The organism is Levilactobacillus cerevisiae (assembly GCF_003946245.1).
Classification (GTDB): Bacteria; Bacillota; Bacilli; order Lactobacillales; family Lactobacillaceae; genus Levilactobacillus; species Levilactobacillus cerevisiae.
Genome location: NZ_RHNN01000035.1, coordinates 20,284 through 34,230 on the forward strand (window position 1 = coordinate 20,284; position 13,947 = coordinate 34,230).

General features: G+C 50.8%; 9 protein-coding genes and 2 tRNA genes. All 11 read right to left on the reverse strand.

The genetic code is table 11. From position 1 onward, the window contains the following. Positions 1-53: 53 nt before the first annotated feature. Positions 54-755, reverse strand: coding sequence for a GntR family transcriptional regulator (locus tag EKM99_RS13835; protein ID WP_125583985.1), 702 nt, complete (start codon positions 753-755; stop codon positions 54-56). Positions 756-795: 40 nt separating this feature from the next. Beyond that, complete coding sequence (gene nagA / locus EKM99_RS13840) at positions 796-1,938, reverse strand: N-acetylglucosamine-6-phosphate deacetylase (protein WP_125583986.1); 1,143 nt, start codon at positions 1,936-1,938, stop codon at positions 796-798. A 127-nt stretch (positions 1,939-2,065) separates the two neighbouring features. Further along, on the reverse strand, positions 2,066-2,869 hold the full coding sequence (proC, locus tag EKM99_RS13845) for a pyrroline-5-carboxylate reductase (protein ID WP_125583987.1): 804 nt from the start codon (positions 2,867-2,869) through the stop codon (positions 2,066-2,068). Between the two features lie 3 nt (positions 2,870-2,872). After that, on the reverse strand, positions 2,873-4,831 hold the full coding sequence (locus tag EKM99_RS13850) for a S9 family peptidase (protein WP_125583988.1): 1,959 nt from the start codon (positions 4,829-4,831) through the stop codon (positions 2,873-2,875). Positions 4,832-5,451: 620 nt separating this feature from the next. Further along, entirely contained in the window at positions 5,452-8,742 is a 3,291-nt protein-coding gene (locus EKM99_RS13855) for a leucine-rich repeat domain-containing protein (protein ID WP_125583989.1), read from the reverse strand. A 312-nt stretch (positions 8,743-9,054) separates the two neighbouring features. Next, positions 9,055-9,795, reverse strand: a complete 741-nt coding sequence (locus EKM99_RS13860; protein WP_125583990.1) for a hypothetical protein — start codon at positions 9,793-9,795, stop codon at positions 9,055-9,057. A gap of 576 nt (positions 9,796-10,371) precedes the next feature. Further along, positions 10,372-10,443, reverse strand: a tRNA-Gln gene (locus EKM99_RS13865). 10 nt (positions 10,444-10,453) lie between these two features. Then, a tRNA-Tyr gene (locus EKM99_RS13870) sits at positions 10,454-10,536 on the reverse strand. A gap of 80 nt (positions 10,537-10,616) precedes the next feature. Continuing rightward, entirely contained in the window at positions 10,617-11,417 is an 801-nt protein-coding gene (locus EKM99_RS13875; RefSeq protein WP_125583994.1) for a metallophosphoesterase, read from the reverse strand. Positions 11,418-11,503: 86 nt separating this feature from the next. After that, positions 11,504-12,985 carry a peptide MFS transporter gene (locus EKM99_RS13880; RefSeq protein WP_125583991.1) on the reverse strand — a complete coding sequence of 494 codons (1,482 nt, stop codon included), beginning with the start codon at positions 12,983-12,985 and terminating at the stop codon, positions 11,504-11,506. 380 nt (positions 12,986-13,365) lie between these two features. After that, positions 13,366-13,686: a PTS sugar transporter subunit IIB gene (locus EKM99_RS13885; RefSeq protein ID WP_125583992.1), complete on the reverse strand. Its 321-nt coding sequence runs from the start codon at positions 13,684-13,686 to the stop codon at positions 13,366-13,368. Between the last annotated feature and the right edge of the window lie 261 nt (positions 13,687-13,947).

Here is a 13,947-nt window from a genome sequence, read left to right on the forward strand (position 1 = left end):
CAAACCCGTTAGCATTGCAGCTAACCTTTGTGAGGCACTTTTCTTATTTCTGCTTACTTTTCCAGATAAAATTCAAACCGCTCGCCGACGTATTGGGTCCGTACATATTCAAATGGCGTCCCATCTTGCAAATAAGTCACCTGACGAAGTCGTAAAATGGCATCCCCACGCTTGATATTCAAGTACTCGGCGATCCGTTCAGACGCAGACATCGCTGAGACCGTCTGTTGGGCCTTACCTGGATTGACTTTCTTCTTGTCTTCCAAGGCACGGTACAGTGAACTGGTGACTTCCTTTTTATTCAGGCCGTCAACCACTTTCTCCGGTACCGTCGCCACTTCAAAACAGATTGGGACATCGTCGCCATAACGAATCCGTTCCATCCGCAACACCTGATCGTTCTCATTGAGCTTGAGCTTCTCAGCCTCACTCAGAGAGGGATTCATCACGTGATACGAAATGGTTTTGCTCGTCGGCTGCTTCCCTTGGGTGAGCATCAGGTCCGTAAAACTGGTAACCCCGGACATCTTTTCCTGCACCTTTTGGTTGGCAACGTAGGTTCCAGAACCCACTTGGCGTTCCAGAATCCCTTCGTCGACTAACGTTTGAATGGCCTGGCGGAGCGTCATCCGACTGACATCAAAATCACGAGACAGCTCTCGTTCAGACGGAATTCGATCGCCAACCGCCCATTTTCCAGCCTCAATTGCGCGTTTAATGTCATTATGAATTTGAATATAAATCGGTGAACTCACAGCACCCAACGTCCCTTCTCGAAAAAAACTACACTCTAATTTATTTAACTAATTCTTGCATATTCCGGCCCAAACTAAAGGTCGATGCCACGTGGAGATCACGGGTCAGGAGGTTCAAATCAGCGTCACGGCCGACCGTCAGCTTGCCCTTTTGGGTCAGGCCAAATTCCTCGGCTTGGTTCACGGCACTCATTTGCACGGCATCGTTGACGTCGCAACCAGTGAAGGCGATGACGTTACGGAAGGCTTCGTCAAACCGCAACACGGAACCGGCTAAGTTGCCACTTTCCAGCCGGGCTTGGCGATCCTTCACAATCACCTTTTGCCCGCCTAATTCACTCACACCTTCAGGCATGCCCTTTGCACGCATGGAGTCGGTGACCAGCTCTAAGCGGTGTTGACTCTTTTGCTCATACGCCAGCTTGATCATGTCGGGCACGATGTGGAACCCGTCACAAATAATCTCACAAAACAAGCTGTCTTCCAGCATCGCGTGGCCGGTCACGCCGGGCTCACGGTGTCGCAGACCACGTTGCGCATTGTAAAGGTGGGTCACATGAGTTGCCCGGCTCTCTAATAATTGTTCCCGGGTAGCATTCGAATGCCCCACCGACGGCACGATGCCGTTGGCTAAACAGTAAGTTTCAAACTGCTTGGCGCCGGCATCCTCAGGCGCATAGGTAATCAACTTGACCCGGCCACCGGATAATTTATTCCAACGATCTAACAGTGCCACGTCGGGATCCTTGATGTATTTCTCAGGCTGCGCCCCCTTGAAAATGGCTGCGATAAACGGTCCTTCCAAGTGAACCCCCTGAATCAGCGGATTCCGTTCAGCGGCCACCGCAATGCCTTGCATGGCATGGTCGATGGCTTCGTTAGACTGCGTCATTGTGGTTGGAAAGACGGAGGTAATCCCTTCCAGCGACATCAAATTAACCATTTTGTCAATTTGGTCGGGGTCCCCATCCATACTATCATATCCGTAGCCACCGTGGCTATGAACATCAATAAATCCGGGAACAATCGTCTTGCCAGTCACCACGTGAATCTCGTCAGCGGGTAACGGCCGAAAATCAGCGACGGGTCCCACCGCTTCAATTTCCTGATCGAATCGAATAAATCCGTCGGGAATAACCTCGTCACCGGTATAAATCTTCGCGTGCTTTAAAACAGTACTCATGAGTCTCCTCCTCATCAATAAGAACCTTCAGTCAATACTGTTATTATAATCGGTATAGACCAAAAAGGCAACTCACCCGACTGCAGTTTGCGATATTTATTCTGTTATAATCCGCACAACCACTACGTTAGGCCGGACCACCCGCGTCACGTTTGATGGTCGCGTCGATGCCCTTGACCACGGCCGTCATCAAACCGGCCTCTTCCATCGCTAGCAAACCAGCAACGGTACTGCCACCGGGCGAGGCGACCTGATCAATCAGGGCAAACGGAATCTTGTCGCTCGCCAGAACCATTTTAGCCGACCCTAAGGTTGCTTGTGCAGCGATTTGGGTGGCCTGATCCTTACTCAGACCGTGTTTCACGCCGGCCCGACTCAGACTATCAATAAAGAAATCAATATAAGCTGGTGAACTCCCAGCCAACGCACTGAAGACGCCAAATTGGTCCTCAGCCAGCGTTGTGGTGGAGCCAATCGTATCAAAGACCCGCAACGCGGCTGCCAAATCATCCCCCGTCAACAGGTCGTTAGCGGCCACTGCGGTCATCCCCGCGCCAACCTCGACGTTGACGTTGGGTAGCGTCCGTAAAATTGGCACGCTTTCGCCCACAACACTGGCCATGCTCTCTAACGACAGGCCCGCCACAATCGAAATCAACGTCTTTTGGCCATCGACCAGCTGCGCTTCAATCTCCTGGAGCACGTCGACCGCCACGTTTGGCGTCACGGCCAGCACAACCAGGTCGCTGGCCCGTGCCACGTCCGCGTTACTGCTGGCCGTTTGGAGACCATGCGCCTGCGCGTAGGGTTCGTAACTTTCTTGCCGGTGGCTATGCACAATAATTTCTTCCGGGGCAAACGTTTTCGCCTGCAGCAGGCCGCCAATAATGGCCTGCGCCATGCCGCCGACACCAATAAATCCAATTTTCATAACTTAAGCTTCCTCCTTAGCTGGTAAATGATCCTGGAACCAATGATTGATGCGATTCAAGCGTTCAATTCGTAAGTTAGGCAACCCGGAACGGGAGAGTTCGTGGTTCGACTTAGGGAACAGGACCAACTGCGTCTCGACGCCGGCCTCTTTCAACCCGACGAAGAATTCCTCCCCCTGCGTCGTTGGGCAGCGGAGGTCCTCCTCACCGTGCAACACCAGAATGGGCGTCGTCGCGTTTGGGACGTAAGCCAGTGGTGAAAATTTCCACAGCACGTCAATGTTGGTCATGTCCTGCTTGAGCTCCCATGGGGTGAAGAAGTACCCGATGTCACTAGTCCCGTAAAAGCTGATCCAATTGGAAATCGACCGTTGTGTCACGGCCGCCGCAAAGCGTGTCGTGTGGGTCTCAATCCAATTGGTCATGAACCCGCCGTACGACCCGCCGGTGACACAGAGTTGGCCGGCGTCGATGGTCGGGTCTAATTTCAAAGCTGCATCCGTTCCCAGCATCAGATCTTCAAAATCACCTTCACCGTAATGGCCAATGACGGCCGTCTCAAAGTCCTGGCCGTAACTGTTGCCACCACGAGGGTTGATGGCAATGACGCCGTAGCCCTGACCCGCGAGAAATTGAATCTCGTGGTAAAAGCCATAGCCGAAATCAACTTGCGGACCACCGTGTACGTACAGAACCGCGGGATGCTGGGCTGCGGCCGTAACGGGTGGGAAATACCACCCCTCGATGTCCCAGTTGGCGGCACCCTTAAACGTGAAGCGTTGACCGGCCACCAGCGCGTGTTTGGCCTCATAGACAGCATTGGGGTTAATCAGGTCGCGTTCGGCGCCAGTCGCCACGTTAAGGGCCTTTAATCGGCTCACACTGGTCATGGTGGTCTCGGCGAAGACAATGGTCTCCTCATCAACGACACTAAAGTCCGTGATAGCTCGGTCGCCAGCCAGTAACGGGTGGGGTTGCGCATCGCCGTCCAGGCTCTGGCTCACCAAGTTGAGGCGTCCGTGCTCGTTTTCCAGCGTGAGAAAGGTGTTCTGCGTCAACCAGGCTAAAAATTTGCCGGACTGACGTTGCTGGCTATCAATCGCCAGCATATCGCCCACTTCCACGTCCCGGGGTGCCGTCAGATCGGTCAATTCACCGGTCGTCAGATTGCCTAACCAGGCGTGAAACTGGGAAACGTTGGGGATGTGGTTGTCCTGGCCCCACATCAAAACGTGTTGCCCGTCGGCCGCCAGCTGGCCCAAACCAAAGGACCCCGCTGGGAGCTGCGCGTTGATGAGGCGTTCAGCCGTCCCATCGAAGGGGTGCCAGTAGACGCCCTCACTAAAGTCGTGTTCATCTTCAGGCAAGCGTTGCGTGTCAAACAGTAACCCCTGCGCGTTGGCATCGGTGACCGTGAACGGTTCGTCCCGTTCCAAGACGACGGACTGGTCACGACTCGCACACTGGTAGCGAATGCACTGGTACGTCAGGCCTTGGGGCAAGACACCCCGCCCGTTCATTTTGTATTGTAATTTATCAACGACCTGGGCGCTGGGTAACTTCTCTGGTTTCTTGGCGCCAGTCGTCGTTTGAAAGTAGAGCACGTCCGCGTTCGCTTCCCAGTTCAGCTGGCTAATGTCGGCATCCCCACGGGTAATCTGTTCCGGGGCCCCGCCGTTGAGCGGTACCAAGAAGAGTTGGGCGTGTTCATCAACGACGCCGCTAAACGCTAAGTAGTGGTGGCTGGGACTCAACGCCAGTTCATTTACACTGACACCGGCCGGACTCCACCGTCGCCGATCACTGCCGTCCGCCAGCTGCACCGAATAGATGGCAGCTTGACTGGCATTCTTCTGCTGGTCTAGTAGACTTTCCACGTAATACACCCGTTGACCGTCACTCACTGGTTGCGCCAGTGGACGCAGGTCAAACAGGTCCTCTGGTTGCACGATTGTTGCCATCGTAAGACCCCCACTTTCTCTAGCAAAAACACAAATGGTCTGGAGCAATTATTAGTTCGACTTTAGCGAAGTTAGCCCGGAATGTCAATTCTTTCGGGTGATTCCGGCTTTATCTTGCCGAAACGTGTGTCAGCTGGCAAATAGAACCGTCCAGCTAACCGGGATTTAACCCACAAAATTGAGCGAAAATTGCCACCTGCGGCTGCCAGAGATTCCGGCTGCTGTGGGGAGCGCCTGCGGCCTGAGGTACGGTCCTCCGGCTCGGTTTGAAGCCTGTCAAAGTTCGTCAGTCTCCAAACGCGTCCCACGCTGTAAGCTGGTTCCCAGCTAACACCGTCGACACAGCTGCCTGCATCTCTGTCCTCCTCCGGTTATGATTGGTCTTAACTATGAAGTTGATGTGATCATCGCTGACCTAGCTGCGTTTATCCACGATAATTCCCTACTGTCTACGAAGGCGTGAGTGAGCCGACAGGTTTAGACAGTGTTACCAAATTTTTAGCGTCATATCCTGACAATGTAGCGGTCTATGCCGACACTTTGGCTTTCAATCTCGTTTTTAGTTAGGGACGGTAAAAAGAGCCCGCGACTGATTGTCGCCAGCTCTCAAAACTTTCTTATTAATGACGTTGGCGCCAAGGTAATCCCAGCCAGCCGAGAACCACTAGCAGTACCGAGCCTACCCAACGCCAGACGGTTATCCGTTCACCTGTCTGTGGCAATACCTTGGCCGTAGCTGTGTGGGTGGTAGTTGCTCGCTGGGGCTCGGTCACGACGGATTTCATCGTCCGTGAAGGCACCCGTACACCGGTTGTGAAACGTTGTATTGGTCGACTGACCGTTGGCGTCACTGGTGTTAACCGCCAATTAGGAATAGTCACGACTAACCGTGGGCCAATTTTACCGGTCATCTCCTGGCCAATCGTTTCGTTGAAAACTGGCGGAAAGGTTGTGTCTTCTTTCTCACCAGTCGTTGGCGTTGTTGGCGTCACGGCGGGCGAATCGTCAGTATTTCCCGGGTTAACCGGCGTGATTGGTATCGTTGGATCAGTTGGAATGGTTGGATCAGTCGTTCCTGAATCATCGCCAGCATCTTTGGTATAGGTCACGGATTCCAGTGCCGTGATGGTCCCATTCACGTTGACGCTGGCCCGAATCGTGGCTTTATTTGCCGTGTACGCCCCAACTTTTTGAACGACGGGGACCCGCACAATGGTGCCAACCGGCGTCAGGCCAACAGCGGTTTGGTCGGCTTGATATTGCGCTAACAACGCATTCAGGCCTTCATCCTTTAAGTTGCTGGGGATGGCGACGTCATCAGCCACGTAGCGGGTCAACTTCAACGTCAAGTTGTTCACGCCATACCGCCCCGTATCCGTGCTGATGGTGGTGAGACTTAACGTCACAATCCCACTTTGAATCCACCCTGGCAAATCGGCGCTGTCAACCACATCCGGCAGTTGTAAGGTGTCAGTACTGCCGTCGTAGGTCAATTTCTGCTGCGTATCGGTGAACACAAAGGTCATACCAGAAATGTCCAAATTGGTCATTCCCAGCGCATCCATGATGGCTTTGCGGACATCATGAGCAACGGTTCTGATCACGCCGTTGTTGTTAGAGACGATGGCGTCAGTCCCCACCCCCGCCAACTTTTCCTGTCCAGCAAAGGCATAATCCCCAATCGTATTGATTGGTCCGGCAGCGTTGATGGTCCGCAGATCATTATAAGCAAAGGCATAATCGTCCAGACTATTCACGTTGTCGCCCATTTTGAGGCCAGTCAATTGATTATAAGCAAACGCCGACTTCCCCACGTCCGTCACTGTATTGGCAAGCGTGAGCGTCCCGGTCAATTGGTTGTGCATGAAGGCGTCACTATTGATGGTGATCAAACTGGCACCACCCGTCAGTCCTGTCAGCGCATTATTTTCAAACGCACCTTCGGCAATTCTGGTCAAAACATTAGACAGGTTGAGGACGCCGCCTATTTTGTTGTTAGCAAAGGCATTCGTCTCGATGGTCACCAGGTTGTCGCCACCCGTCAGCCCTGTTAACGCATTATTTTCAAACGCCCCAGCACCAATACTGGTCAAATCGTTGGACAGATTGAAGGTGCCGCCAATTTTGTTGTTGGCAAAGGCATTCGTCTCGATGGTAGCTAGGTTGTCGCCACCCGTCAGCCCTGTCAGCTGATTACCGCCGGCAAACGCGTCAGCACCGATGCTGGTCAATTGATCCGACAACGCAAAAGTCCCGGTCAGCCGGTTACCATAGAAAGCACCCTGTTCAATCGTTTTCAAATTGGCACCACCAGTTAATACAGTTAACTGATTACCCGTAAATGCATCTATGCCAACGTTAACAATATTTGCTGGCAGATCCAAGGTTCCCGTCAGTTGATTGTCGGCAAACGCTTGGGTGCCAACGCCAGTTATTTTATCATTCAGGACGACTCCGGTCAGTCGATTATCCCAAAAGGCTTGATAGCCTAAGTTCGTCAAGCTAGCTGGTAAGGTCAGCGACTGCGTTAGCCAGTTATGGGCAAACGCCGCCGTCCCAATCGACGTCACCTGGTCACCAATCTCAAGGCGGGTCAAGTGGTTCGTGTTAAAAGCGTCGTTCCCGATACTGGTAATCGTCGCGGGAACCACCAGCGTGCCAGTCAATAGGTTATTGGCAAACACACTGGTATTCAATACCGTCAGGCCACTATCCAGCGTCAAACCGGTCAGCTGATTGTTTTCAAAGGCATGTTCGCCCAGTGCCGTCAACGTTTCCGGCAGAACCAGGTCGCCCCCGATTTGATTGTTGGCGAAGGCAGACGTCCCAATCGACGTCACCATCTGGCTCAACCGCAACGTCTTGATGGCATTGTTTTCAAATGCTTCTTCAGCAATCCCCGTCACTGAATCTGGCAAGCTCACACTGCTGAGTTGGTTTCCCTTGAAGGCGGCCTCGTTGATCTGCGCCACCCGGCCTAGGTCAACGTCAGTGAGTTGATTATCTTCAAAGGCATCATTGCCAACGGACCAAATGCCAGGCGTTAATTTAAGTGTTTTTAACTGATTATTCGCAAAGGCATTGTCGCCAATCACCTGGAGATTGTTTCCTAAGGCGACTGAGGTAAGGCCAGTATTGGCAAAAGCATTCGCCGCAATCTCCGTCACCATCAGCCCCAGGTAGTCATCCGGAATCGTTAGATCGGTGCCATGTGTCGCGGTGGCAAACCCGGTTACAATGTAGCCGTCGCCACCAGCATTCAACTTGTAGGTTAAGGTGTTATCCGTCGTGGGAGTGATACTGCTAGGCGCCACATCAGTTGCAGCGGCGGTCGTGTCGCTTTCGATGACTGGCGTGGCTGCGCGTGAAAATTGGAAGCGACGCGCAAGCATCTCCCGCTTAATTGGCGTCACAGCAGCAGTCGATTCTGCTGCACTCGCTGGCGCAGCTGGTTGCGTCGCGGCTGACTGCGTAACGGACGACTGTGTTACTTGTTCCTGCTGACCACTTGTCGCTGCGGGAGTCGTACCCGAGCTCTCGGCAGGAATTGAGGCGTCATCGCTACTAGCAGTACTAGCTTTTTCGCCGGCGTGCGACGCTTCACTACCCGAATCAGCCGTACTGGACTCGGTCGTAGTGGTGGCGTCAGCCGTACTCTCGGCAGTCTGGGAAGCAGCCGCCTGCGAGCTAGGAGCTGTGTCGCCGCTATCACCAGTCGTCGATTTCGCACGCACAACGACCGTCGTCCGCGGCTCATTCTCCCCACTGGCCGCCTCCAAAACGTCCGCGTAGGCTGGTGTAGCAATGAGGGCAGCGCCGGTACTGAGGCCGACTAAGGTTACGCTCGCATAGAACCAGCGGCAGTTTGTTTTTTTTATCCAGCCACTCTGTTGCCAATCCTTCTTTCGCATAACCCGTCACCCCTTCCTACGTCAAAATTAACGCTAACTTGCTAGATTATGTTACCACTGGTCGCTGAAATTGTCAGTACCGTCAAATTGAAAAGGGGAGCAACCATTTTGACTATAATTCGCTATCCCCATCCTCGAACTAATGCGGTACCACCAGCGGCATTTGATTTGTCAGCCTATCACCAACAGTTAAAACCATTTGGGTAGGCTTTGGGAACAAAATCAGTCATCTGTATGTATCTAAAATAATTTAAAAAGCATCCCTTTGAGAACACCGTAAGTATCAGCTTGTAGCCCGTATTTAAGCCTGGCTCACTGAGCATATGCCAGGTAAATTAGTCCAACGCATACCTCACGTAGCAAACGCTCCTTCGAGACTAATTTCAAGGCGGGCCAAACCAACGTTCTTTTATTATACCAAAAATCAGGTTGCAGAAAGGTTGAAGATTTTCCGCGACCTGATTTTAATTTAACAATTCTTGCTGCAGACGCAAGCCTTACTAGTGGCACCGTCTGCGTTTGCTGTTCACTGGCCGTCGTGACTTGCTGAACTGGCTTCGCTCCCGCAGACTGGTCCTGCTGATCTGAAATCTTCTCAACGTTATCAGCTGTCTCGTCAGGATTCTTCATCCCCGAGGACGGTAAGTGCTGATTCTGTGACGGTTCAGTCCCAGTCGAAGCTTTTTCTGTCGTGTCAGTCTGTTTTTCAGCAGCAGACTGCTCTTCGACATCAGTCTGTCCGTCAGTGCCAGTCGCTTGATCCTTTTCACCGTCGTCGTTTCCCACCGACTGTTTTTCAGTGACCTTAGTCGCATCTGATTTTGTTCCCGTCAACTCCAATTCCTTGGTATTAGCCGCGGCTTCGGTTGACGTCGGTTCGCTAGCGGTAACCGCGGACACTGAACTACTGCTGGTGTCCGTCGTCGGTTGCGTGGCAGCCTGTGCCTTGAGGATGTTGGCATTCAACGCCAGCCCCGCGCTCAAACTGATCACCGTCAGACCGGCCGATAACCACTTCTTCTGTCCAGCCGTCAACGGCCGGTTTCCCGTCATTAATTTTGTCGTCGAAACCCCATCCTCTCCTGTACAAATGGACTAAATCCGTTGGAACCTGTCCCACTTGAGCGTTATTCCTCGTCTTATTTCTGTGTTAATACCAATCAATTTGTGGTGACTCAAATTTCCCCGGTTAACGGCTATGATTACTACTCGGGGAGTCGGTTCTGTGTCCGTGTGGGGCTGTGCTTCCCAAGTACGTACGGCACCATCCTGCTTAAGATTATCCTACCATCCTGCTAACTATTTGTCAGCGGCAGAAAATTAACTACTGGGCTAACGATTATCCCCATAATTCACTGGGAGTCTATCCAATCCACAGTTACTACAGCCAGAACCCGGATTGGACCATCGCTTTCTTCCCAGTCGCCGTCTGTCACTGACGCAATTACCGGACAGCCTGGAAGAACTGTCCCCGCTTAATTTTTTTGTGCCATCGAAAAGAGCCCGCGGAAATTCCCCCGGGCCCGAACACACTTAGGTTTTAAAAACGTTTCTCAAGCGGTAATCCTCAGTAACCGCTTACAAAAGTGCAAATAAAAAAAACAGCCACACACCGTGACTGCTTCTTAGTTGGGCTAGCTGGGATCGAACCAGCGCATGACAGGATCAAAACCTGTTGCCTTACCGCTTGGCTATAGCCCAATAATAAAAATGGTGGGGAGTGGATTCGAACCACCGAACCCGAAGGAGCGGATTTACAGTCCGCCGCGTTTAGCCAGACTTCGCTACCCCACCAGAATGAATCGCCTTAACGAATCAACTTCACTATCATACAAAATAATGCATAAACCGTCAAGACTTTTTTGCAGTTTTTTTTATTTTAGCTCTAAAATCTTGAGTTGTCGTTGCCATTCGGTATAAAAATCCGGTTGAGACCACTCGTCAATCCGCCGATTGTGGTAGCCTACCGCCTGGTTGTAGTAAGTGGTGCCATCAAGTTGCGTCGGGGTAAATCGCCGGTGGACGTGACCGAATAAACTATCACTCACTGAATAGTTTTGCAATAATTGCCCCAACCGTGGACTTCCCATCAGAGCGTTGGCCATATTCCAAAAGCGATCATCGTCCGTGTAGCGGATGTACTCCCGGCGTGGCACAAAGTGGGTCATAAACAACACGCGTTTATCCCGAGATTTGGCCTGTTCCAATTGCGCCGTCACCTGGTCTAAAACCACAGCCATCCGCGCGGGGTCACTCTGTGGCTGTTCGATACTACTGTCAATCCAATACGCCCGTTTCCAGGTCAGAAAATCCCGATTGACCAGGTTATCAGCAAATTCATAATCATACCAGCCATTATTGCCGATTACCCGCCAGTTAGTCCCCGACACGTCTAAATACCCCTGATGTAGATAAACGGGCGTCTGCGGCGATTCTAGGCCCGCATACGTAATGTCGTGTAACATGTCGTGATTGCCAGCGATGAAACGAACCTGAGCGGGCGCCAACAATTGCTGGAGCTGCGTCACAAAAGCCAAGGATTTTGCAAAATAATTCGACACGTCCCCCGCAATCAGATAAATGCCCACGCCCTGTCGCCGCAAGTAGTCGGCCTGTTGCTGAGCCACAACCACAGGATCCTGTTGATTGACGTCTAAGTGGAGATCACTGATCATCGCTACCTTTACCAAGCCTATCGCCTCCTCCCAAATAAAAAAGTGCTTCTCCGTAATAGAGTAGCACTTTTTCGCCAGAAACAAATTTATTTAATTCCGGCCATTAAATTCTTAATTGGTTTAACCAGGACAAACATAATCAGCCCAGCGACGATGGCCACAATGGCCACGCCCATAAAGTAAGCTGCTTCGTTGGCTGGTGTGTAGAGTTTAACAATTTGTGCGTTGACGGCTTGCCCAGCGGCATCGGCTAAGAACCACATACTCATCATCTGTGATTGGAAGGCCTTTGGCGCTAATTTAGTCGTCACGGACAACCCGATTGGGGAAATCAGCAGTTCGGCAATTTCAACAACGGCCCAGCTACCAACTAACCAAAGCGGACTAACCCGCGTGCCAGTCCCAAACATCACAACGGGAATGACCATGATCAAGTAAGAAGCTCCGGCAAACAGCATCCCAGTCGCAAACTTGGCTGGTGAGCTTGGTTGCTTCTTACCCCAACGGTTCCACATTGCGGCGAAGAATGGCGTGTAAATCAAGATGAACAGTGGGTTCAACATTTGGTACCAAGCAGGTAAAATGTGGAAACCTAAGAAATGGTTGTTCGTCTGGTTTGCAGCGAACAAGGCCAAAACGGATGACCCTTGTTCTTCAATTGCCCAGAAAATCATCGCGGCGATGAACAAACCTAAGTATGCCCAAACGTGCTTCCGTTCGGTGGTGGTGACTTTCTTACTAGTTAAGAAGATCGTGAAGTAAACCACTGGTGCGGCGATAGCGATAATCGATAATAACAGAACGAAGTTGTTTAAGTTTAATGAGCCCAAGAGGTACATCAAGACGATGATCAGGGCAAAGGCGACTAAACCAATGCTCCCACGAACGGTCAGCTTCTTCATGTCACCGGGTTCGAGTGGGTCGGTTGGGTAAAGGCTATCCTTACTCAAGTACTTCTTACCACCGATCCAGTATTGAACCAGACCCAGGAACATCCCAATTGCGGCCAGGGAGAACCCTAAATGGAAGTTGTATTGCAGGCCTAACCAACCAACTAAGATTGGCGCAACCAAGGAACCCAAGTTAATCCCGAAGACGAAGATGGTAAACCCAGCGTCACGCCGAGTATCCCCAGCATCGTACAGGCCCCCAACCATTTCAGAAACGTTTGGCTTCAACAGCCCAGTCCCTAAAACAATCAGTAAGATAGAAATGAAGAGTGCCATCGCACCGGCAGGAATGGACAACGCAATGTGCCCAAACATAATCAGAACACCACCGATGAAGACGGTCTTCCGACTCCCCCAGACACGGTCACTCATGTACCCACCAAGCACAGAAGACAGATAAACCATGGAGCCATAAATGGACATGACTGAAGCGGCTGTTGCTTGACTGAACCCAAGTCCACCCTTAGTGACAGAGTAGTACATGTAGTAGATCAGGATGGCCCGCATCCCGTAGTAACTGAACCGTTCCCACATTTCGGTGAAGAACAGCGTTGATAACCCACGCGGTTGACCGAAGAAAGTTCGATCTTGGCTAGTTGTTTCTGGTTTGTTATTCAAAACGATAATACCTCCATTGCATTTCTGAAAATGAATAATTTTATTTTCCGCAATGCGCATCGCAAAAGCTGATGGCGACGGCGTCTCATAGACCTCTAATAAAACATAGTAGTAATTATACTGCACGAACTCCTGTTACGCAACGGTTTTCCGAATAAAAACGTCTTCATTCCTTGCGAGGCCCGTCAAAAACAATGATGAAATTATTAGTCGTCTCATGCAATCTTCTTATTTTTATTCATTTCCGCCTCATTCGAAATATTAAGGTTTTTATGTATAAAATTCGTTTTAACCGGTCACTGAGGCGCTCATAATGGGCAATTTTGGATAGAAAAAAGACGACCTGCTGACCTGCAGATCGTCCCACGCGGAATTATGTTTTAAATGGCAGCCATTGCCGTCAAATTTAATTTCTGACAAGCAAACTTAACCAAGGCCTGACCGTTCAACCAGCCGTAGATATCGTTGGGAATATCAACGGTTGGGACTTGTGTGTTCATTGCCGCAATGTCAGCGTCGCCAATCGTTTGGGGTGCCAAGAGAACGAGATCTTGTTCTGCCAACATCTCAGGGGTCAAGTCAGCCATCACTGCTGCCTCAAAGCGCAAAGGTGCCTGCCGAGTCTCTGCAGTTCGTTTGGCTTCACCTAAAAATAAATGACTTGAATTTTCATTTCCGGATAATAATAAGACGTTTTTCATGATGACCTCTCCCTTTTCTATCTCTATTCGATAAATATAGGATAGCACTTTCAAAGGTATACCACAATAGATATTGTAAATAAATCAATATTTAATTTATTATCTTAATCAGCCATTTACCGCCATTCTTGGTTCTATACCAATTATTTAAATTGACCTATACCAATTATTTACTGCTAATTGGGGTTCTAAAATATCTGTTGTTGGTAATCAAATGAATTTGATTACTGGCAACGGATATTTTTGTATAATCAAAGAATG

Bases quoted from the DNA above. Each gene is read 5' to 3' on its own strand.
- EKM99_RS13855 (WP_125583989.1), bottom strand. From the start codon at position 8,742: ATGCGAAAGAAGGATTGGCAACAGAGTGGCTGGATAAAAAAAACAAAC.
- proC (WP_125583987.1), bottom strand. From the start codon at position 2,869: ATGAAAATTGGATTTATTGGTGTCGGCGGCATGGCGCAGGCCATTATT.
- EKM99_RS13860 (WP_125583990.1), bottom strand. From the start codon at position 9,795: ATGACGGGAAACCGGCCGTTGACGGCTGGACAGAAGAAGTGGTTATCG.
- EKM99_RS13850 (WP_125583988.1), bottom strand. From the start codon at position 4,831: ATGGCAACAATCGTGCAACCAGAGGACCTGTTTGACCTGCGTCCACTG.
- EKM99_RS13885 (WP_125583992.1), bottom strand. From the start codon at position 13,686: ATGAAAAACGTCTTATTATTATCCGGAAATGAAAATTCAAGTCATTTA.
- EKM99_RS13875 (WP_125583994.1), bottom strand. From the start codon at position 11,417: ATGATCAGTGATCTCCACTTAGACGTCAATCAACAGGATCCTGTGGTT.
- nagA (WP_125583986.1), bottom strand. From the start codon at position 1,938: ATGAGTACTGTTTTAAAGCACGCGAAGATTTATACCGGTGACGAGGTT.